The following is a 19,549-nucleotide window of genomic DNA, read 5'->3' as shown; positions in this document are numbered from 1 at the left end:
GTCTTCGTCGATTATTCCCCTTCGTCCGTGGCGGCCGCGGCAGACGTCTCCGACTCCGACCGGCGGCGCAAGAGCAGGACCGCACCGCCGACCGGAACGCCGAGGACGACCAGGTACGGAAGGAGGTAGGCCGCCCCGACGACGAACGCGCGGAGCATGACGATGGCACCGTCGACCGAATCGAGGAACGCGGCGACGACACCCGTCTCGTACCACGACTTCTCGGCCGGGCTTTTCGTGTCGCTCGTCGGTTGCGGTTCGTGCATCCGCACCGTCACCGTCGAGTAGGCGACTCGCCGTTCGAGCGACTGCTGTTTCGCCTCCAGTCGTTCGATGTCGGTTTGCACGTCGGAGAGTCGCCTCTGGACCGAGAGCACCGACTCGGTGTCGCTCGCGTTCTCGTAGAGCGCCCGGAGCTTGTCGCGCTGTGAGCGGAGGTTTTCGAGGCGGGCGTTCAGGTCCACCAACCGGTCGGTAACGTCCTCGGTGCCGGTGCTCGACTCCGCCACTTCACCCGCTCGTTTGGCCCGCTCGAAGAACGCCGAGAAGTTCTCCTTCGGGACGCGGAAGACGACGCTTCCGGAGGTCCACGTCTCGTTGCCATCGCGGTGGACGCGCTGGGAGGAGTCGCTGACGAACCCGCCGCGTTCGCGGGCCGCGCGGGTCAAGGACCGACTCGCGTTCCCGAAATTTTCGACCGACAGCGTGACGTTTCCGGTTCGGATGAGGGCGCGTTGCTGGACGACCAAGGCGGACTGCGGTGCCGCCCCGTCGCTCGGGCGCGCGTTCCCGGCATCGCCGCCGTTCGAACCGCCGCCATCGTGATTCGCGCTGTCCTTCGCCGCGTCGTTCCCGCCCATTCCGGCGCATCCGGCGAAGACGACGAGGACGACCACCGAGAGGACGGCCAGTCGTCGGGTCCATGTTGTCATGGAGTCTACTGGTAAACCCGTGGGCAAAACTGTTAGGTAGAGTGAAATACCTGTTTCACCCTTCCGGTCGCATCAGCGCTCGTCCCGCTCCGCATCCACCTCCCGCATTTCCGTCGTCCGGTTTCTCCGTCCGTACTTGCGCATGACGCAACCTATTTGGGGGCGCCGACAGTCGCTTCGGATATGTTCGTACTCGTCAATCTGAAAGCCTATCCGTGCGACCCGGCCGAAATCGCGGACGCCGCCCGCGACGTGAGCGACGACTACGGCGTCGATATCGCCGTGGCACCGCAAACAGCCCACCTCTCGCGCGTGGCCGACACCGGCGTCGAAACGTGGGGGCAACACGTCAGCCCCGTCGAACACGGAAGTCACACCGGGAGCACCCTCGCCGAGTCCGTCGCCGATGCGGGCGCGACCGGAACCATGATCAACCACTCCGAGTGCAGGCAGAAACTCGCCGACATCGACGCCGGACTCGACGCCGCGGAGCGCGTCGGCCTCGACACCACGGTCTGTGCGAACAACCCCGAACAGGTCGGCGCGGTCGCCGCCCTCGCTCCCGACGCCGTGGCCGTCGAACCCCCGGAACTCATCGGCACCGGCACGCCCGTCAGCAAGGCCGACCCGGACATCGTGACCGACGCGGTGGCCGCCGCGGAGGCGGTCGATGAGGACGTGAGCGTCTACTGCGGCGCTGGCATCAGCACCGGCGAAGACCTCGTTGCGGCGCGGGACCTCGGCGCGGAGGGCGTCCTCCTGGCGAGCGGCGTCGCAAAGGCCGACGACCCGAAGGCCGCGCTGGAAAACCTCGTCGAACCGCTGTAATCGATTCGGACTATTCGTCGGAAACGACGACGAAGTGGTCCTTCTCCTGTCGCTCCAACACCGATTTCTCCCGCATGCTCACGATATAACCCGTGACCGTCCGCTCCAGTTCGTGGGCCGCCCGGATGCGGACGAGGTTACCGATGACCTGCGCCGAGGGGGGTTTCTGTGCCGCGCCGCAGTCGTAGATCGTGAGCAGTTGGTCGCCCCGCTCGGCCTCGTAGACGATGATGTGGGCGTGTTGCGGGAGATGCCAGCGACCCTCCTCGTCGCCCACCGCCGCCAGCTTGTTCATACCGGAACTACACAGGCCGGGGTAATCAGCGGTCCGAAGAACGAAACGGATGTTAGAAGTCGGAGAGCGACACCTGTCCGTCGCGTTCGCGCGGGATTCGATGGTCCGTCTCGTCCGTCCTCTCACCATCATCCGCCGTCTCCGCCGACGATTTTGGGTCGTCGGCCGAGTCGGAACTGTCCGCCGTTCTCGACTCACCCGCCCCGCTCGGCGCGTCGAACCCGTCGAGACTCGTCTGGTCGCTCTCGGTGAACTGGAGGTTCGAGACGCGCACGCCGACCTTTCGAACCCGGTCGTCGTCGAACTCGGTAAGCAGGTCGAGGGCGACTTCCTCGACCAGTTCGGGGTCGTCCACCGGCCCCGGAAGCGACTGTTCGCGGGTGTGCACGTCGAACGGCGGCGTCACGACCTTCACGCCGATGGTCCGGTACATGGCGTCCCGGTCGCGGGCGCGTTCGGCGACGGCCGAGGCGAGCGTGCCGACCCGCGCACGCTTCTCCTCGGAGTCGGTCGTCGGGTCGGTGAACGCCGATTCGCGCGAGAGGCTCTTGGGCCGTCCCGTCGGCGTCACCCGCCTGTCGTCGTCGCCGCGGGCGCGGTGGTACAGTTCGCGGCCACGCTCGCCGAACCGGTCGGCGAGCGCGCGAGGGTCGGCATCGGCCAGGTCTCCCGCCGTCTCGATTCCCATCTCTCGGAGCGTGCGAGCCGTCACCGGCCCGATGCCGTGAATCTCGGCCACGTCGAGCGGGGCGAGGAAGTCCCGCGTCGTTCCCGGTTCGACGACGACTAACCCGTCCGGTTTGTCGTGGTCGCTAGCTATCTTCGCCGCGCTCATGTTCGGCGCGACGCCGACGCTCGCCGTGACGCCGACTTCGCGCTGGATTCGGTTCTTGACGTGCCGGGCGAACCCCTCCGCGACCTTCCACGCGGTTCGCTCCGTGACGTCGAGGTACGCCTCGTCGATGCTCACCTCGCGCACCGTGTCCGCACAGTCGTGGAGGATGGCGCGAACGTCCGTGCTGACCGATTTGTAGAACTCGATATCGACGGGTCGATAGTAGCCAGCCACGTCCGCTTCGTCCCCGTCGTCAGCATCGTCCGCGCCGTCCTCGCCGCCAAAACCGCCAGTATCGGTCGAATCGTCGTTCGCCTTCCGGGGCAGTCGCTCGAGGGCGCTCCCGATGGATTGGGCGCTTTCGACGCCGTATTCCCGGGCCTCGTAGCTCGCGGTGGCGACGGCTCCGTGGTTCTCGCCCTCCTCGTACCCCATCCCGACGACGACCGGTTCGCCGCGAAGGTCCGGTTCGCGGAGTCGCTCACAGGCCGCGTAGAAACAGTCCATATCGACGTGGAGGACGATTCGCTCCTCGCGTTCGTCTCCGACACCGGGCAAGCGTGAACCGCCACGGTCCGACATTGACAGTACGTTGGTGAGCCAACGGAATGAAACTGTGCAAACTACGCCGAAAGTGAATGCCGAAGTGGAAATATAAATTACATCTATACTGACCACAAGCAATAAATAGCAACTTACGGCCTTCTGCGGCTGATTCCGCTATGTTTATGGACAGATATGTGGTAGCCGTGCGTACAATGGTCGCGCCCAACGAACGACGTTCGAATGCGAATGATCGACTCAGTATCCGGGTAATCAGCGCAATCGCCGAACACGAGGGAACGACTCCCACGGATATCAGGCCCGTTCTCTACGATATCATCGACCCCGATGCGCTCGACTCGCTCTTTTCCGCGACGAACGAGGGCGACACCCGAGCGAACGGCAGCGTCGAATTTCGGTACGGCCCCCACGAAGTGACGGTGCACAGCGACGGTCGAATCGACATCGAGCGCATTCGGGACTCCGAATCGCTTTCATCGACCACCGAGACCGCATCGGGGGACAACTAACGAGAACCATCGTTCGGGTACGCGACCTCCGCCCGATACCAATATCGCCACTATCCGCGCCCGAAACCGTTCGCTATCGCTTCTGACACCGGACGACCCCCGCCGCCTCTCTCGGTTCCCGAAATCGCCGATAGCTATATTACCGCCTCGCCTCTGAGAGAGTAGTAGTATACCAGTGGTCGATTCACCCAGTGATGATAGTATGGAAATTGAGATAGAGAACCTTAGTGACGACAATCCAGCGGAAACGTCTTCGACGTACGTCTTCGATATCGAGCGCGAGATGGCAAACGGACACACCTGCGCCGGGCTCGTCCGCTCCCTCGCGAGCGTCATGGACACGGAGCCGAACCGAATGCAACCGCTCCACGCCGCCGTCAACTGCGACGCCATCGACGCGCTGTTCCGAACCCGCCGCTACGGCGACGCACGGGACAACGTTTCCATCACGTTCCACTACGACGTCTACCAAGTGACCGTCAACGCGAACGGAAAAGTCGTCGTCAAGGAGTAGACCGGGTTCCCGCGGCGGACGTACGCCGCCGAGAACGCCCTCGTCTCCCCATACCGATTCGTACCGACCGAACCCGAGCCGTTCGCGGAGCGACTGCTTTCTTCGTGATATATCGAGGATTCGATGAACGAGCGGGTAGTTCTCCGAACTTTTTAACCCTCGACTTACTACTCACGGGGTGATGAGATATTCAGACAGGGGTGCGATACGAACGACCGACCCGTCCCGGCCGTTCCGTCGCGTCCGTGCTCTCCCGGCGGTGAGAACCCCATGATGCCGTGGGGTCACGCCGCCTTCGGGTACACCCTGTACTCGCTCGGCAACCGCGTGTGGACGCGCGCGCCGCCGTCCGCACAGGCAGTGCTCGCCCTCCTCTTCGGAACCCAGTTGCCCGACCTCGTGGACAAGCCCCTCTCGTGGGGGCTCCACCTGTTCCCGCAAGGCTACTCCGTCGCCCACTCGGTCTTCGTGGCGATTCCGGTCGGCCTTCTGGTGCTCGCCCTCGGAGTGTACAAAAATCGCGCCGCCCTCGGTGCCGCCTTCGCGCTCGGCTACTGGTCGCACCTCGTCGGCGACATCCTCATGGCCATGATGGAACACCAGCGGTCGCCGTTCGACCGGGTGCTGTGGCCCGTCGTAACCCTCCCACCGTACGGCCACGAGGTGTCCCTGTTCGACCGCGCCTTCCACATCATCGGCACGTTCTTCCACTCGCTCTCAACGGAAAAGCAACTGCTGATACTCGGTATCTACCTCGCGCCGTACTTCCTCGTGTTCCTCCTCTGGCTGGTGGACGGCGCGCCGGTCGTCGCGGAACTCAAACGCGCCGTCGTCGGTCGATGAAGACAGTCCGAACGGTTCCACCTTCTCGTTTTTCGACAGTGGACGACGCGTTCAAGATGTTAGTTCGAACGTGTATAGCCCAGTAAACGTGTCGCTGGCGACGATGAAGTCCCGCTCTTCGTTGTATTCCGTTTTCCACGCCATGGGTGCCTTGCCGAGTTGCGCGACTTCCTCGTTCACCCTGATATCGCTCACACCGTCGTCGGTCCGATATCGACCGACGGGAGTCGGAGTCGTCGGGTCGGTGATATCGTACACCACCACTCCCTCGTGCCAGTCGGCGCTGGCAACGAGCGTGGCCTTACCCTTCGGGACGATATCGAAGTGGTGGCCCGTCCAATCGAAGCGTTCGGCGTACTCGTCTTCCATCCGTCGAGCGTTCGGTGAGACGGTAAATCCGACCGGGACCGGATTCTTCAGCGACCCGTTCTTCCACCCGATATCGAAGACGTGTTTTCCGCCCGGGACTCCCTGCGGGCGCTCGTCTCCCAAAACGAGTAGGTCACGTCGTGGGTCGAAGTGACCGTGATGTGCCGCTCCAAACGCTTCCTCGCCGACGTTCGCTTCGTCGTACGATTTCCGCTTCGTGTAGTCGAACCGCCCGATTTCGGTCGGGTTTCTCGGGTCGCTCACATCGTAGATGATGAAGCCGATGAACCGTCCCGACTGGTACGCACAGCAGAGCAAGTCCCGCTCCGGGTCCACGTTGATGTCGTGACCCGCCCCCTGTGGACCGTACTCCCCGAGCTTTCGCGGAGAGGTCGGGTCCGAAACGTCGTATACGTCGAACCCGTTGCTTTCCAATCCGTAGTTCATCGTATAGAGCACCGGCTTCGTCGGGTGCGGTCGCACGTTGTGCGACTTGCCGTCCGAAACGGACCCGACGACGGTGGGATTTGTCGGTGTTCCGGCGGAGAAACCGTAGTCGACGATTTCGAAGTTCCCGGACCACGTTTTCTCTATCGCTCGATGATACAGCCCGTTTCGGGAGTCGAACTTGACGTCCAGATTCGGCGCATCGTTCGAGTTGCCGAGATAGTGAACTTGTTTCGGCGATGCCGAATCGCTGACATCGACCAGAACAGTCCCGGTTATCCCCCATTTGGTTCCGACGACGGCGTATTTTCCGTCCTTCCGAACCGACACTTCAGAATAGCCACCGCTCGGGGAGGACCCCGCCGAAAGGTGTACCTGTCCTCGTTTCCGCAACGAGAGCCGATTGACGTCGACCGCTTCGTCACCCCCATCCGACGTGTTCTTCCCCCGTTGTCGTTTCTGGAGCACATCTTTTATTGTCGAACACCCGGCGAGGGTCGACCCTACGAGGACAGCGCCGGAACGACGAAGTACCCGACGGCGGGTTCGTGCATCGTGTGAGGGTTTCATCGTGAGTGACTCACGTATAGATGAACCAACGACCGACTCACTATTTGTTATGCGCCGTCTGAAAGCGGTGCTAAAATCCCAGTTCTCGTTCGACCGAATTCGCTGCCGCTATCGACTATTTATTATGATAAGAACCTTCGCGGTGCCCGTCGTGTGGTTTGCGGTAAAATGGGGTCGGAGGGGCACCGATTCTTGCGATGAACCGACCGCCCTCTCGTGGTTTCCCAGACGAAGGGATCGCGTTACACATCGTCGGTCACGCCACGCAGAATATCCAAGTTCTCGGTGTCCGGACGTCGGCGTTCGAGCTCGTCCTCCAAGTCCGGCTTGTCGTAGTATCGTCGAATCGTCTCGGGCGATGCGGCGACACGCTTCGCCACCTTGACGTACGACAGACCCCTGTTGAGTTGCCACGTGATGCTCCCGGTTCGAATCGCGTGCGGGCCGCGACTCGACGGGCACCGACTGGAGAACTGACGGTCCGTGAACTTGCAGGAATCGCGCTGCTTGTTGTGCGGACAGCCGGTGTAGAGACACGGCTGCGTGGCCATATACGACCAACAGCGAATCGAGCTTTCCGACGCTCGCCCGTGGTTCGTGGTCAGCAACGGAGTGCGTCCGTTGTCGTCGCGTTTGTTGGGACGCTCGCGTTCGATCCAGAAGTTCAGCACGTCCGCGACCTCCTTCGAGACGAGGACGTTGCGCTCGTGGTCCTTCTCGCCTTTCAGTCGGGTCGGTGGTCGATGCCGGAACATCAATTTCCGCTCTTCCGGAACCCAATCGCCGAGGTCGAGGGCGCGGAAACAGCTGATACGCCCGCCGACGTGCCAGATGAGTTCCAGCAGGACGTGCTGAATCGTCCCGCGGTGCTTCACCGAGTTGCGGAAGAACGAGAGGTACTTCTCAGCTTCGCTGGGTTCGAGCAGTTTGTCGCTCGTCTCCTCTTCCTTCGTGAGCTTCGGAACCTCCAGCTTGTTCGGGAGGTTCTCGTCAACGACCTCGATGGTAACACAGTACTGAAGCAACTGGTCGAGCGCGGACATCTTCCCCTGAACCGTCACGGGGGAGTAGTCCTGGGACTCCAAGTGACGCTGATACTCGTCGATCCACCAGCCGTCCATCTCTCGCATCACCTCAAGGTCGTTCTCGTCGGCCCAGTTGACGAAGGTGGTGAGCCGGTTCCGGTAGCTTCGAACCGTCTTGTAGCTGTTTCTGTTCTCGCGACGGGCGACGAACCGCTCGGCCGCTTCGACCGGCGAGAGGTCGCGCTGTTTCCGATTCCCGGAGTCAGTCATCGAGCATCACCTCCCGAGCCCGCTTGAGGCGAGTGAACTCGCGCTCGCTCCCACCGTGGTCGGGGTGTCGTTCCTTCACGAGTTCGCGAAACGCACCGCGGACAACAGCGTCCGGAGCGTCCAGCGCAACACCAAGCACTTCGTGGGGCCCGTCAGCGGGTGCAGGAGCCGCGACAGCGGATTTGTCGGCCGGTGGGAGGCGAGCGTTGGCGAACTCGCTCTCGCCGGTCACGACGGGGCGCTGTTCCATCTTGCGCTTCTCGCGGAGGTAGAGGTACAGCGTCCGCACGTTGTCCCGCAGTCGGGTGTACGCATCGCAGGCGACCGCGTACTGTTCGCTGTCCATCGTCCACCGGACGACCGCGCTCGGGTCCGTCGGCGACGCGTTCGCGTAGGGGTACTTCGGATTCTGTTTCTGGTGGCGTGCCGCGGTCGAAAGCCGCCAGTCGTCCACGCCGACCCGTCCGAGTTCCGTTTCGAGGTCGTCGATGGAATTCCGGAGCGACGCGGCGTAGCGGTTGTTCCGCGTTCGTTCGGCCGGGTCGGTTCGCTCGAACGTCGCGGGCCAGTCGAGCGTGGCGTCGCTCATTCTGCCACCTCCCTGCGGGCCATTTCCAAATCGTCGATGATGTGACCCAACGCGTTGGCCTTCCCTGCGTCTGGTATCTCGTTCCAATCTTCGACGACGTGGAGCAGCATGTCGCGTGCGGACTGCATCTCGTGTGGGAGCGACGAGCAGGTGTCATCGAGGAACCCGTGGAACCACGACTCCTCCAGGTCGATGAACTCGCTGGTCATCTCGTCTTCGGCGTGAATTTCGGCCCTCGTCGCGAGGAACGTCGTCGAACCGTTCTCGGTTCGCTTGGCGACGAGAATGTCCGAGATACCGTCGCTGTGGAGATCGGGGAGAACGTGAATCTCTCGACCGTCCGGGTACGTCCAGCGTTGGGGGCGCGCGAGCAACTCGCCGTCTTGAGTGACGCGCCGGGTCAGTTCAGCTCCCGTTCTCGGTACGTCATCCGCGGAGGCGTCGCCTTCGTGGTCGCTCACGCCTGCTCACCTCCCGAAGAAAGCGCGGGTTCGTCGAGTCCAGCTTCCCGGACGCGGCGTTTCGTCCACGTTTCGAGCATCCGGCGCGTGGCGTCAGTCGTTTCGTACTCGTTGGTACGCTCGTCCTTCTGGCCTTTTTCGAGGAGACCAGCGTCAACGAGCTGGCCGAGGTTCTGGTAGAGCCGCGAGTGGTTGATTCCCGTGCTGTAGTCGTCCTCCAGCACGCGCTTGACGGTGAGTCCCTTCGGGGGTTCGTCTCGTTCGAGCGCGCGAATCGCGTAGAGGATGTCGCGCTTGAAGGCGTGAAGGTCGGTGAACGCCAGTTCGTCGCCGTCGTTCATCGGTTCTCACCTCCCCGCGTGGTCGTCCGTGTCATCGATTCGGGAGTACTCGGACCCCCTATTAAGCGAGTTCTCGATAGTGGAGTGAAAGTGAAAGCGGAATCGCCGTCCGTCGATGACGGTGATTCGTCTCCCGATTCTGACTCGTTCGAAGCGAGCTCGCGCGCGGTGATCGGACCGACCGGACAGCCGCACGGGTGAAGAACGTGGCTCGATGGCCCGCGCGTGACGAGCGCGAGGATCGGCGTGTCGCAGTGGGGGCAGTTGGCAATCGATTCGTCCGTACAGTCGGGGCTTTCAAGACCCCGCGAGTTTTCTTCGTACATGGCTTCCTGCATGGTTTTGGAAGCTACCGCGGACCCGATGTCACAAGCATCGGTCCGCTTACTTTCGACAGTGGACCCAACAGCGACGGGTCCGCGAATTGCTTCCTACCATCTGCCAAATCAGGAAGGGGTAATAAATCTTGATACAATATAGTATCAGTACCAATCCAATATTGTATCAGCAATGATATTTCCGGTGTGAATATATTCGATGCCAGTAATCGTCCTTCAAATGCGTCCGGTTGTTCCGTGGATGACGAAGTCGGACGATGCGATTCTTGAGTTACTTTTAGAAACGGGTATAGCAGTACCTCCAGCAGTTATTTCCTACAATATTGCCGTATCTCATCCAACGGTAAGGCGGCGTCTTCCCAAACTACTGGAGCATGAGCTGGTAGAGAAAGTAGACGAAAGCAAGGGATACTACGAGATAACGGAGAAAGGTCGGCAGTATCTTGCTGGCGACCTTGACGCCGATGATTTAGAATAGCTTAACGCCTATTTTATCGGATATTTTATATCGCCAAGATGTGATATATCCGATTATGAAAAACAACGCAATGACGCTCATACTGGTACTCACTGTTTTACTTGCAGGTTGTGGAGGACAACTCACCAAGAAAACTTCTACTACGGAAATATCTACAGCCACAACCGACCGCACAACGGCTATGACGGAAACGATGACTACAACACCGCCAGAAAAATCAACGTCAGTGAGCAGTTCAGAGACAACGACAACTGTCCAATATGATTATGACACGGAACCCGTGAATCCTTGGCGGGAGGAGAACATCTCCGTTGCGATAAACAACAGCGTCAACGACCGAAACTTTAGACCCTTGGTTCGGGATGCTCTGGATTATTGGGAAGAAAATGATTCGGAGTATGGTGATTACGAAGTAAATTATTCTCTCAAGAATAACGCAACAGCTCCCGATATTGAAGTTAGAATCGTCTCCAAATTGTCAATGTGTGGGCTGACTTATTACCTGGATGATGATTTGCTAGGTTGTGCTTCGATACTACATGCCAATAGCGATCCTGACGATACGGAAATAGTTCGTATCAAAGCGGGATATACGAATGAATCGACTCTTCGAACGATAAAGCACGAATTTGGTCATACGCATGGACTATCGCATGAAGATCAACCAAAACCCCTAATGAACGAGACATTCGATTCGACCCATCTCCCGATGAAAAATGCACGTGACCGAGACATTCCGTGGAAGTCATCCAATCTCAAGGTTTACGTAGACTATAGTAATGTTCGTGAGTACGACAGGGATGATTACCGTGACCAAGTCAATCATGCTTTGACATACTATTCCAAGGGGGCCGAAGGGTCGGTATCTTCTCTGATCCAGTTCCAGATGGTGTCGTCAAAGTCTGACGCAAATATCGTCATTGACTTTCCCGATTCCCCTCCCTGTGCGGATGAGAATGATGATGTATCTTGTAATTCTATCCGTGGGATCTCTCTGGACGAAGACCCCGAACTTGAATATCTCACTTCCCAACATATTTCTGTTTCTGGTATTGATGAGGACGCAATCGGTTGGCATATCGGCTATTGGCTTGCAGACTCACTAGTCAATAACAAGCATGATATTCCACCAGTATTTGAGGACGCAGACTACGATGACCGTAGGAATTGGTACTAATCTCGCTCTAATTCAAAAGGATGCTACCGTATCACGAGAGTGATTGGCAGTATCTTGCTGGCGAGCTCGATGCGGATGATCTGGAAGAGTAGCTATTTGACCGAACACAATTTCTGTGATTCTGTAAAATCGGAGTCTTTGAAGGTCACTAGACGAAGTGGGACTTCCTCTGACGTCTGTGCTATCAATGAATAGTGACTAATCTAAAATCACTTCTCCAGAAAACATTTAATGTTTAAAAACAATCACAATATATGTCATGTTCAGATCATTGTCTCGTCGGTGTGATTTACTCGGACGGTTCGTACGGTGTACACTCTAATGCTGGAGAGATAGATGGTAGGACAGCTGAAGAGGTTGTTTTTCCTGTCTATCGTCCATGGTCTGATCAAGCAGACCTTTATCCAGCTCTATTCGAGCTAGTCGGATCAGACGAACGGAATATGGGGTCTGAAGATCGTTATCGGGCTAGAGTTGAAGACACAGATCCAGATGGAAATCATTGGTCAGTTTCTCTTGAGTATGTAGAATACATGGATCCAATAGTAAATGAACTAGAATACAACGACAACATAAGTTACGCAAATTGGGATACTAATGACCTTCTTGACGCAATGTCAGATAGGTTTTAGATAATCAAAATCAAGTCAGGCAAGATGCTTGAACGCCTGCAACGTATTCTCACCGACTTCTGTTAGTTGTACAAGTTTGCTTTGACCTTGCCTGTTGATGGTGATGTCACCTTTCTCTTCAAGTGGCTCGATAATTTCCTCGTTTAACACGCCGTATTTTGCTTTTTGATCGGAAACATCGCGCTTCATCATGAAATCAAGATCGTTCTTTTCTGCGAAATCGATAAGATCGCTCAATTGAACCTCCCCTTCCTCGTCGATATACTCTAAAATACGGATGTGATCTCTCTCTGGTCGGTCCATCGGATACGCACGGAGCTCGTCGATGCTTTTCACACCCGAACTGACCGTCGCTTCACCATAATCGTCTGCTCGAACGTAGTATGGTGTTGCATCAGTCGTCATACACGCCATCATTCCAGCGACCGCCGTTACCTTGCTACCTGTAGAGAGATTTACGGACACGATGTCTCCATCGTAGTCGCGGATCACTTCGAGCATCTTTCCGAGACAGGCATAGAGATTGAAGAAATCGCAATCAGTGACATCGTATTCGATGTTTTCTGCTTCTAATTTCTCTTGTACTACCTCTTGGCATCTGTTCCCTTGTTCAGTCGATTCAGGATGGGTGAGTAGAACCACCTTGTCGGCCTTGAGTTTCTTTGCTGCCTTGTAGATTCGATCAGTCTCATAGCCTTGCGGCATGATATGGACCCGATGTGGCACCTCCATTTCCATAGCTTAAATACCATGTTCTCGGAAGTAAAGTTATCGTATCTGGATAACATATTCCAGTAGTGTGTTGTTCAACCTTTCTCCAAACTAAGTGAACAACTACGAATAGCGAGGATCAAAACAAGTTCTTTGAGTAACAACACCAACACGTACAACTACGAACATTCGCCACAAAATTTATAAGCCGGTGGAGTGCGTACTAAAAGTTAGACATGTAACGACGCTCTCTATGAGAAACACTAACTCGATCTCGGGGTATTGCGATGCAGAAAACGCTGACACGATTTCTGCATCATCCCCTGCAATCGAGCAGTTAACGACTCGTCTTGGTCTCATCTGCTATTCCACACGGGGTTGACTTAACTTCTTCGATTCAGGGTCGAAATATCTGAAATATGGATTGTTCATTATGAGCAACTCACTCATCGACACAGAAGAATCGAAACGAAAGCGAAATTCAAACGGACCTGACAATGAGTAAGAAGCACATCAAGAAACGAATCGATAACGCCAACCCACGGAACCGCAGTTCGACTAAGCAAGCCGAAGTCGTCGAGTACCTCTACAAACAGGGGGCTTCGCCGAGTACAACCGACCCAGTGAGAACCCGAGAGATTCTGGACAACGTTCCGTCCACAACTCGAACTCACGTCAAAAATCTCGTGAAAGGGGGGCTCGCTACGGAGATTACACCTACCGGGTCAAGCAACTTCGTCTACCACGAACGGCTCGACCAATACCTCTACACAGACATCGGGCCAGCCGTTCAAGAGGAACAAAGACGGCTCCTTATGGATTTGAGGAATAACCCGAAGGCTCTGAAGGTGGTGTCCGACGACCTGAACGTCAAGCAGAGTGAGGTCATTCGATATCTCCAAAGAGGGGGCGACTTCGACCAGATGGAGAAGTTGGACAACGCAATCGCTGCTATCGAACGGTCGAACGTCTCGAAAGGCAACCCCACCTACGGACGAATGGGATGGCGAAGGGCATCGAACAAGTACAAACTAACGCCGGAGGGGATGAAGCTGTATCAGAAGTAGGGTAGATAATCGCAGAACAGTACTACAACATTTTTTCGCGTTGCTGTATCAGACATCGAGTACTACAGTAGAGGATTTTAGCGGGTTCAGTATGCTCGTCTTCTCCTGGAAGAACATGGATGATGTAATCCGAAGTCGGAGAGTGTTCGTTGAAATCAGCGTACGGCATCTTGGCTTTACAGTGTGCACATTCCGGTGTAGTATCGAGATCTTCAGCAGTTACGACCTGTTGGTTTTCATCGCTACTGTACGCTTCCATGTATTCAACTACGTCTTTTTTACTCATGATTTGTTCACCACTAAGGTGTAGCTCTATTTCATGCTAGTTTCTCACACTGCATCCGTTGCTGACTGAAAGTCAGTACGCATGTATATAAAATTAAGCGCATTGGCATTTCTCGCACTAACTAAGATTACGATCTTACGTATGGATATTAATCTCGATTTAACCGGACTCTGTCCATGAAATCGCTTATAGAAAATACTACACCACACCTGTCTCACCCGTCACATCGATGAGCAGCTGCTGGATCTCGCTGGCGATCTTGATGCCGACGAACTCGAAGAGTAGTACTCTCAATCTTGCCGCTCTATTTGTTGGCCAACATTTATATTTCTGGAGTTGTCAGAATTCAATGGTCGGAAACGACCGATTCATGAGATTCACGTCGAAGCAACCCTTGTGGTTGTTTTTCGGCGTTTCCGGATGTCTAATCACGTAGAGATTAAGCAACTTCTGAAGTGGAACCTAATCGAAAACACGGACGAGAGCGTGACTTACTACCAAATCTCGGGGAGAGCTCGGAAGTATCTCGTTCGTGATTTGGGCGCGGGTGATATAGGAACCAAAGATAATTCATCCCTTCATTTCTACCTATCCATTAATATCCGCACGTCAGGCATCAAATAGTGGGTTCTTTACTACTCCTCTTATAATAGGGAAATCTTTATCATAGTAAAGTCAAAACAGAATACATATGTCGCTTACCACTTCTTTTCAGTATTCACCGACACAAGAACGTGACTTTTGGGTTGAACTGGAAATACCGCATGGACTATATAAATCAAAATGGGACGATCATAGCGACCGACTCGAACGGCTAGTAGAAGGGAGTAGCATTTTAAAACGACATTTCACACCCCACTGGGAGATTGTTGAGACCAAAAGCATTCCTAGCAAAACAGTTGCCATCCAGACTCTTATCTCGGACTATCCAGAATGGGCAAGGTCTATTTTAAGTGCTTATGAATTTTCGCTGAATACTAATGAAGATCTTGTCCTCGCACAACTAAACGATATTTCACTGGAGGATGATAATCCACTTTCGTCCCATGTGGATACAGCGATTGATCGATCAGATAAGAAATTTGCAATTATCCTCCTGGATCTTTTGGAGCCAGAGCGGTTGAAAGATATCTACATCTTAAGTTACCTACGCCGACGTAGCCCTATCAAGACCTTCGAAGTTACAAATACAGATGATCCATTCGAAGATATTGCTGAGTCAGAAATATTGGGGGAAATTAACGACAAAAGTAGAGAGTCTCATATTTGGCATCGATTTGACGCTGACGGCGATTCTCTCCTTGTTATCAAGGTGCATGAAGAGGATGACGTACGGGTGCAACCAGATACAAATACCGAAGTTGAAGAGGCAGAAATTCTGATTCTGAAATCGACGAGTGAAGGTATTCAGGTCTACTCAAGTGATAGTGGCTTTCTAGGGGCAACTCGACGAGGAATCCAGAAGGGAATTGAGACAGCAGATAACGACATTGATCAATGCGATGTGACCCCCTCTGATGAAATCATTTCTCATCAGGAATATGATGATGCAGTCGAGAAAATTGAGTCAGGAGATCTCGGATCGGATCTTGTCTTGCACAAGCTATACGTAGAAAATGCTCCGCTCGCTGGCTCACCAAAACTTCGTTTGATGGATGCAATCGGAGGATTGTCAAATACATTGGATGACTTCCGTTCAAAGGATATCGAGCTACTTGCAGATCCTGATAGCGTCGAACAGATCGGGATATCATATCAAAATCGGGTTTTCACACTTTATCCTTCAACAGATGATTCAGGAGTACGTCTTCGCTATCGACCCAGTGTTAACGACGAACAGTTACTCCGTGATTTCGAAAGCGAGATTGAACAAACACTGGGTGTATCAGTTATTTTTGAAAAGAAATGAATTTTGAAGATACTATACTACGGAACGGATTCGAAATTCAGTCATCTCGTCATCAACAAGTGGTAGAGCCGCTTGCTGAGGAGGGGTTCTGCGAAATTAGAGAGCAGGATTTTCAGAGTTGCCCGTACTGTAATATTCAAATACCAGTTGAAGAGCTAGAGCCAGCGGATGGAGAATGCCATAATTGTGAAAGAACTGTTTTCCGAGAAAAGGATTCCACTGAATCGATTCAGATCGTCCATCTTGATGAGACAGATGTGTACAATTCACTCCGAAAGCGGTTCAAGCAAGCGACAGGACTGCCCCATGGGAGAAAAGACTCGCTGAACTATCGGGAACACGAAGTTGAATATCGCTTCCTACTCAAAAATAAACAAGGACAAGTGGAATACCAATCACAGGTGTTGTTTGAACCGGTTCCTGATACACTAATCGACTGTATGAGGCTCTATGGCTATCCAATTCTCACGATATTAGCTGACAGTGCCGTTAATAAACAGCAGCGGTTCAAGGAGTACGATCTCCCATATCGGACACTTGGTGAAGTTGTCAATGCAGACGATGATACAATTCAAGATGCACTCGAAAACGCTACGCAAGGCACGCAGTTAGCCCATATCGATGACCGGGTCCGAATTGCGGATGAGTGGTGTACAACACGTGCTCATCTTGAGTTGATGGATTGGTACGAATTCGAACACACTGTGCAGGCGTTCTTAGATAAGTTATTTATTCAATCACGTCTCCTTGGTGGTACAGCAGCTGGTGAGGAGGTCCCAGATGGAATTATGGGTTTCACGATTGATGAACAAAGCTATAGATATTTTTGGGATGCAAAATTTGTCGAATTTGACACAGTTGAGCAACACCTGCTTTCTACCAATCCTCATGTTCCCATGACCTCTAAAGAAAGCCACTCACTATCAGATCAATATCGAAAGATTTCGGACCATGCTCATAGCTATATGGCTGATCAAGGCATTGATTTAGATGCCGTAGTTTTGTTCTCTCCGAGATTTTCAGAAAGCCAGCTACCTAAAGTTCAGCGAAAATTAGAACAGTTCAAACATCGTCGGGAATGGACGGGAAAAACAGTATATTTCACTCTTGATGCACTCATTGAAATTTATCATGGCTTCAATCAAGACAGGGGAAATGTATCCAATAAGCAGGGGTTTTTCATGCGATCCATCGTTGATAGGCTCAAAGATTCTAGTCTCCATGACGATCCTGAAACCATCGCAAATGCAAGTGGTGTGATTAAATTCGGTATAGACGATGTACACAATATATTTGATGAGGTTAAGACTATTCCGTCAGAGCACGAAATACCCTCCTATGAGGTATATGTTTCCCGAAGTAGAAACACATGAACCAATCAGATGTTCATCCACTATATGACCTCTAGTGAGTAAGGTTTATTTTGTTATGATATCATAGTGGACATAATGGCCCAGTCAACCTCACTTGGAGAAGATCTCGAGACTGGGGAGGAACAGCGTTATCAGCGTCTTCTTGACTACGACCTCCCAGATGCTGCAATACGGCGATATCTTGATCAGAGGAGTATCGAAGTACCAGGTGTTACAACCGATACTAAGCAAAGAGTTGCTCAGAAACTCGATGATGAACAGATAGAAGCCCTAATCAGCGAATACAAATTCGCTGGACAGCAGAGCATAAACTACTATCTAATTACTGGAGTAGAAAGGAAGAATTACGATGATTTGGTTAGCGAAATAGAGGTTCAAGCACCATCTTCAAAACAAGAAGTTGGCGTCAGAGAGCCTTATCTTGCAAGTGCTGACCAGCTCAAAGGGAATCTGTACCTCTCATTTGGCTACATTGAATCAACAGGAGATACAGATCCAGTGACGGGTATTCAGCAGAACAAAGAAATTCGTGGTCGATGTGTCGCAGTTCTTCGCGATGAAACAGATCTGGTTTCAATCCGGTGTACGGATGAGAACATTGCAAAGAAAGTAGCTAGACAGATCACCTCCGGTTTGAAGATCGAACGCGAAAGTGCAGCCTACCAGCCCGAGTTTGGACACAAATTTGAGGAGAAGTTCCGGAACGAGCTGATTGAAAAATATTACAGTCTCAAAATCCGAATCAATGATCAAGCTGGCCGTACAGTTGATACTATCGAGTATAAAGCAAAAACGGACGAGGAAGGCGAACGCGAAGACGCCCGTGAAGATAAAGACGTTAGCCGACAACTCGACGAACACGGCGGTGATATTCGCATGGGCTACGTAGAACTCAAGAACGGTTCTAAGTTCTACATGAACCGCGACAAGAGCAAAATATCATTCGTTAAGTGTGAGCAGGAAGAACAAATAAATGAGATAACGGAGGTGTTTGATGACGTTCTCAGACAAACTGGAGAATATCCCCAGCAAAAGTTGGAAGGAATTGGAAACGTACCTGAATAGGGAGCGATCAAAGGGCGTTCGATACGTTCGAAAGCCGATCGTTGCCCGTGAGATCGGCGTTGATGGGAACGATACTCTCGCTATGCTTAGCGAGCTCTGTGAAGAGGGAATCCTCGCAGCGAAGGTCAAAGTTAATTGCCCTGATTGTGGTACACAGCACGGAGGAGTTTATGACCGACAAAGCGAGGTACCTAATCAAAAGAAAGTTTGCATGTGTGGATCGGAGTTTCGGATGGGAAATAGATCTAATTGGCGTGTTGTCTATGAGATCCCCGAGGATGATCTCGATTTTTTTCTAAGTATCGGGGAGAGGTTGAAGGTATTCAACGAATCTGCTGATGATCTCCCTCGTTCCTTCTTTGAAGAGCAGTTTGGGGAATTAGAGAACTACGATAATCCGCAACACCGAGGGCAGATATTTGATTACTTTTTAGGGTTGCTTTTCCAGCAGCTGGATGGGGCTGTCGTCAAGTGTAGATATAACGAAAATAATCCCGGTGAGTTAGATGTCATCGCAAATTTTTCACAGGGACCAGAGTGGGCATTTAAGAGCCTCGGTTGTGCTACAGGAGTCGAAAACAAGTGGGAAAAAGACTCTGCCTCCTTGGGAGACATAGGCAAATTTGGCAGTAAAATTCAGGACCTCCATGAGCGACAAGGGACCAAAGTCGGTTTCTTCGTGAGTATGAAGGGCTATACGGAAGATGCCCAGAATGAACTCAATACAGGTACTCCACGGACAATTGGCTTTACGAAGCAAGATGTTCTACAGATGGTCAAAGACGCGACCGCAAAGAACGTCATCCAAGATTCTATCTTTTACTGAAGGAATGAATCCACTATAGAGAGGGCAGATCAAGGTGACTGGAGAACTTATCTATCAGTCATACTCGTAGGTCGCCACGACATCCCGAAGCAACCACGACGCGTAGCAGACGGGAACCAGAACCAACACGAACGCCAGCGGCGTCGTCGTGTACTGGAACACGCTGCAGAACGCTCCCGCCAACCCGATACAGAACAACACCCCGACGGTCGGCAGGAGCGAACTCTCACGCCCGCTCGCAGTTCTGAGATAGTCCGCGACCGCGACCATGAGCAGTCCAACGAACGCGCCGTCG

Annotated in this window: 22 protein-coding genes; 11 read left to right on the top strand and 11 right to left on the bottom strand. The window is 53.8% G+C overall.

Translation table 11 applies throughout. The annotated features are described in order from the left end of the window. Positions 1–11: 11 nt before the first annotated feature. The gene (locus tag V5735_RS03710) at positions 12–932 is read right to left on the bottom strand and encodes a DUF4349 domain-containing protein (RefSeq protein WP_423745142.1); all 921 of its coding nucleotides are present in this window, start codon (positions 930–932) and stop codon (positions 12–14) included. Between the two features lie 183 nt (positions 933–1,115). Here V5735_RS03710 and tpiA point away from each other — a divergent pair, with 183 nt between their 5' ends. Continuing rightward, a complete protein-coding gene (tpiA, locus tag V5735_RS03705) occupies positions 1,116–1,760 on the top strand; it encodes a triose-phosphate isomerase (RefSeq protein WP_423745141.1) in 645 nt (214 codons plus the stop codon). 10 nt (positions 1,761–1,770) lie between these two features. Here tpiA and V5735_RS03700 read toward each other — a convergent pair whose 3' ends face one another. Both V5735_RS03700 and V5735_RS03695 read right to left on the bottom strand, forming a co-directional pair. Further along, entirely contained in the window at positions 1,771–2,055 is a 285-nt protein-coding gene (locus V5735_RS03700; protein ID WP_423745140.1) for a hypothetical protein, read from the bottom strand. A gap of 52 nt (positions 2,056–2,107) precedes the next feature. After that, a complete protein-coding gene (locus V5735_RS03695) occupies positions 2,108–3,472 on the bottom strand; it encodes a DNA polymerase Y family protein (protein ID WP_423745139.1) in 1,365 nt (454 codons plus the stop codon). A 176-nt stretch (positions 3,473–3,648) separates the two neighbouring features. Here V5735_RS03695 and V5735_RS03690 point away from each other — a divergent pair, with 176 nt between their 5' ends. From V5735_RS03690 to V5735_RS03680, 3 genes are all read left to right on the top strand, one after another. Further along, positions 3,649–3,963 carry a HalOD1 output domain-containing protein gene (locus tag V5735_RS03690; RefSeq protein ID WP_423745138.1) on the top strand — a complete coding sequence of 105 codons (315 nt, stop codon included), beginning with the start codon at positions 3,649–3,651 and terminating at the stop codon, positions 3,961–3,963. A 202-nt stretch (positions 3,964–4,165) separates the two neighbouring features. Continuing rightward, a complete protein-coding gene (locus V5735_RS03685) occupies positions 4,166–4,477 on the top strand; it encodes a HalOD1 output domain-containing protein (RefSeq protein ID WP_423745137.1) in 312 nt (103 codons plus the stop codon). Between the two features lie 270 nt (positions 4,478–4,747). After that, complete coding sequence (locus V5735_RS03680; RefSeq protein WP_423745136.1) at positions 4,748–5,320, top strand: metal-dependent hydrolase; 573 nt, start codon at positions 4,748–4,750, stop codon at positions 5,318–5,320. A 51-nt stretch (positions 5,321–5,371) separates the two neighbouring features. On the opposite strand, the gene V5735_RS03675 is transcribed toward V5735_RS03680, so the two are convergent. The 5 genes from V5735_RS03675 to V5735_RS03655 all read right to left on the bottom strand — a co-directional run bounded on the left by V5735_RS03675 (position 5,372) and on the right by V5735_RS03655 (position 9,392). Then, the gene (locus V5735_RS03675; protein ID WP_423745135.1) at positions 5,372–6,604 is read right to left on the bottom strand and encodes an LVIVD repeat-containing protein; all 1,233 of its coding nucleotides are present in this window, start codon (positions 6,602–6,604) and stop codon (positions 5,372–5,374) included. A 344-nt stretch (positions 6,605–6,948) separates the two neighbouring features. Next, positions 6,949–8,001 carry a tyrosine-type recombinase/integrase gene (locus tag V5735_RS03670; protein ID WP_423745134.1) on the bottom strand — a complete coding sequence of 351 codons (1,053 nt, stop codon included), beginning with the start codon at positions 7,999–8,001 and terminating at the stop codon, positions 6,949–6,951. Further along, positions 7,994–8,590, bottom strand: a complete 597-nt coding sequence (locus tag V5735_RS03665; protein WP_423745133.1) for a J domain-containing protein — start codon at positions 8,588–8,590, stop codon at positions 7,994–7,996. Before V5735_RS03665 ends, V5735_RS03670 begins: the two co-directional genes overlap by 8 nt. Next, positions 8,587–9,051, bottom strand: a complete 465-nt coding sequence (locus V5735_RS03660) for a hypothetical protein (protein ID WP_423745132.1) — start codon at positions 9,049–9,051, stop codon at positions 8,587–8,589. Before V5735_RS03660 ends, V5735_RS03665 begins: the two co-directional genes overlap by 4 nt. Then, positions 9,048–9,392, bottom strand: a complete 345-nt coding sequence (locus tag V5735_RS03655) for a helix-turn-helix transcriptional regulator (RefSeq protein WP_423745131.1) — start codon at positions 9,390–9,392, stop codon at positions 9,048–9,050. The genes V5735_RS03660 and V5735_RS03655 overlap by 4 nt, the downstream gene beginning before the upstream one ends. 558 nt (positions 9,393–9,950) lie before the next feature. On the opposite strand from V5735_RS03655, the gene V5735_RS03650 reads away from it, so the two are divergent. Beyond that, positions 9,951–10,208, top strand: a complete 258-nt coding sequence (locus V5735_RS03650; RefSeq protein WP_423746051.1) for an ArsR family transcriptional regulator — start codon at positions 9,951–9,953, stop codon at positions 10,206–10,208. 55 nt (positions 10,209–10,263) lie between these two features. Further along, positions 10,264–11,385, top strand: coding sequence for a matrixin family metalloprotease (locus V5735_RS03645; protein ID WP_423745130.1), 1,122 nt, complete (start codon positions 10,264–10,266; stop codon positions 11,383–11,385). Positions 11,386–12,032: 647 nt separating this feature from the next. On the opposite strand, the gene V5735_RS03640 is transcribed toward V5735_RS03645, so the two are convergent. Beyond that, positions 12,033–12,755 (bottom strand): DUF6293 family protein, encoded by a 723-nt coding sequence (locus tag V5735_RS03640; protein ID WP_423745129.1) that lies wholly within the window; start codon positions 12,753–12,755, stop codon positions 12,033–12,035. Positions 12,756–13,225: 470 nt separating this feature from the next. Here V5735_RS03640 and V5735_RS03635 point away from each other — a divergent pair, with 470 nt between their 5' ends. Then, complete coding sequence (locus tag V5735_RS03635; RefSeq protein WP_423745128.1) at positions 13,226–13,795, top strand: hypothetical protein; 570 nt, start codon at positions 13,226–13,228, stop codon at positions 13,793–13,795. Positions 13,796–13,817: 22 nt separating this feature from the next. On the opposite strand, the gene V5735_RS03630 is transcribed toward V5735_RS03635, so the two are convergent. Continuing rightward, the gene (locus V5735_RS03630; RefSeq protein WP_423745127.1) at positions 13,818–14,081 is read right to left on the bottom strand and encodes a hypothetical protein; all 264 of its coding nucleotides are present in this window, start codon (positions 14,079–14,081) and stop codon (positions 13,818–13,820) included. A gap of 691 nt (positions 14,082–14,772) precedes the next feature. Here V5735_RS03630 and V5735_RS03625 point away from each other — a divergent pair. From V5735_RS03625 to V5735_RS03610, 4 genes are all read left to right on the top strand, one after another. Next, a complete protein-coding gene (locus V5735_RS03625; RefSeq protein ID WP_423745126.1) occupies positions 14,773–15,990 on the top strand; it encodes a hypothetical protein in 1,218 nt (405 codons plus the stop codon). A gap of 59 nt (positions 15,991–16,049) precedes the next feature. Continuing rightward, positions 16,050–17,363 carry a hypothetical protein gene (locus tag V5735_RS03620; RefSeq protein ID WP_423745125.1) on the top strand — a complete coding sequence of 438 codons (1,314 nt, stop codon included), beginning with the start codon at positions 16,050–16,052 and terminating at the stop codon, positions 17,361–17,363. Positions 17,364–17,438: 75 nt separating this feature from the next. Next, positions 17,439–18,428 (top strand): hypothetical protein, encoded by a 990-nt coding sequence (locus V5735_RS03615; protein WP_423745124.1) that lies wholly within the window; start codon positions 17,439–17,441, stop codon positions 18,426–18,428. Further along, positions 18,358–19,254: a hypothetical protein gene (locus V5735_RS03610; RefSeq protein ID WP_423745123.1), complete on the top strand. Its 897-nt coding sequence runs from the start codon at positions 18,358–18,360 to the stop codon at positions 19,252–19,254. The genes V5735_RS03615 and V5735_RS03610 overlap by 71 nt, the downstream gene beginning before the upstream one ends. Before the next feature lie 54 nt (positions 19,255–19,308). Here the strand turns inward: V5735_RS03610 and V5735_RS03605 are convergent, their stop codons facing one another. Continuing rightward, a complete protein-coding gene (locus V5735_RS03605) occupies positions 19,309–19,524 on the bottom strand; it encodes a hypothetical protein (protein WP_423745122.1) in 216 nt (71 codons plus the stop codon). Positions 19,525–19,549: the final 25 nt, after the last annotated feature.

The organism is Haladaptatus sp. SPP-AMP-3 (genome assembly GCF_049568665.1).
GTDB lineage: Archaea > Halobacteriota > Halobacteria > Halobacteriales > Haladaptataceae > Haladaptatus > Haladaptatus paucihalophilus.
This window is presented reverse-complemented; position numbering and strand designations above follow the sequence as displayed.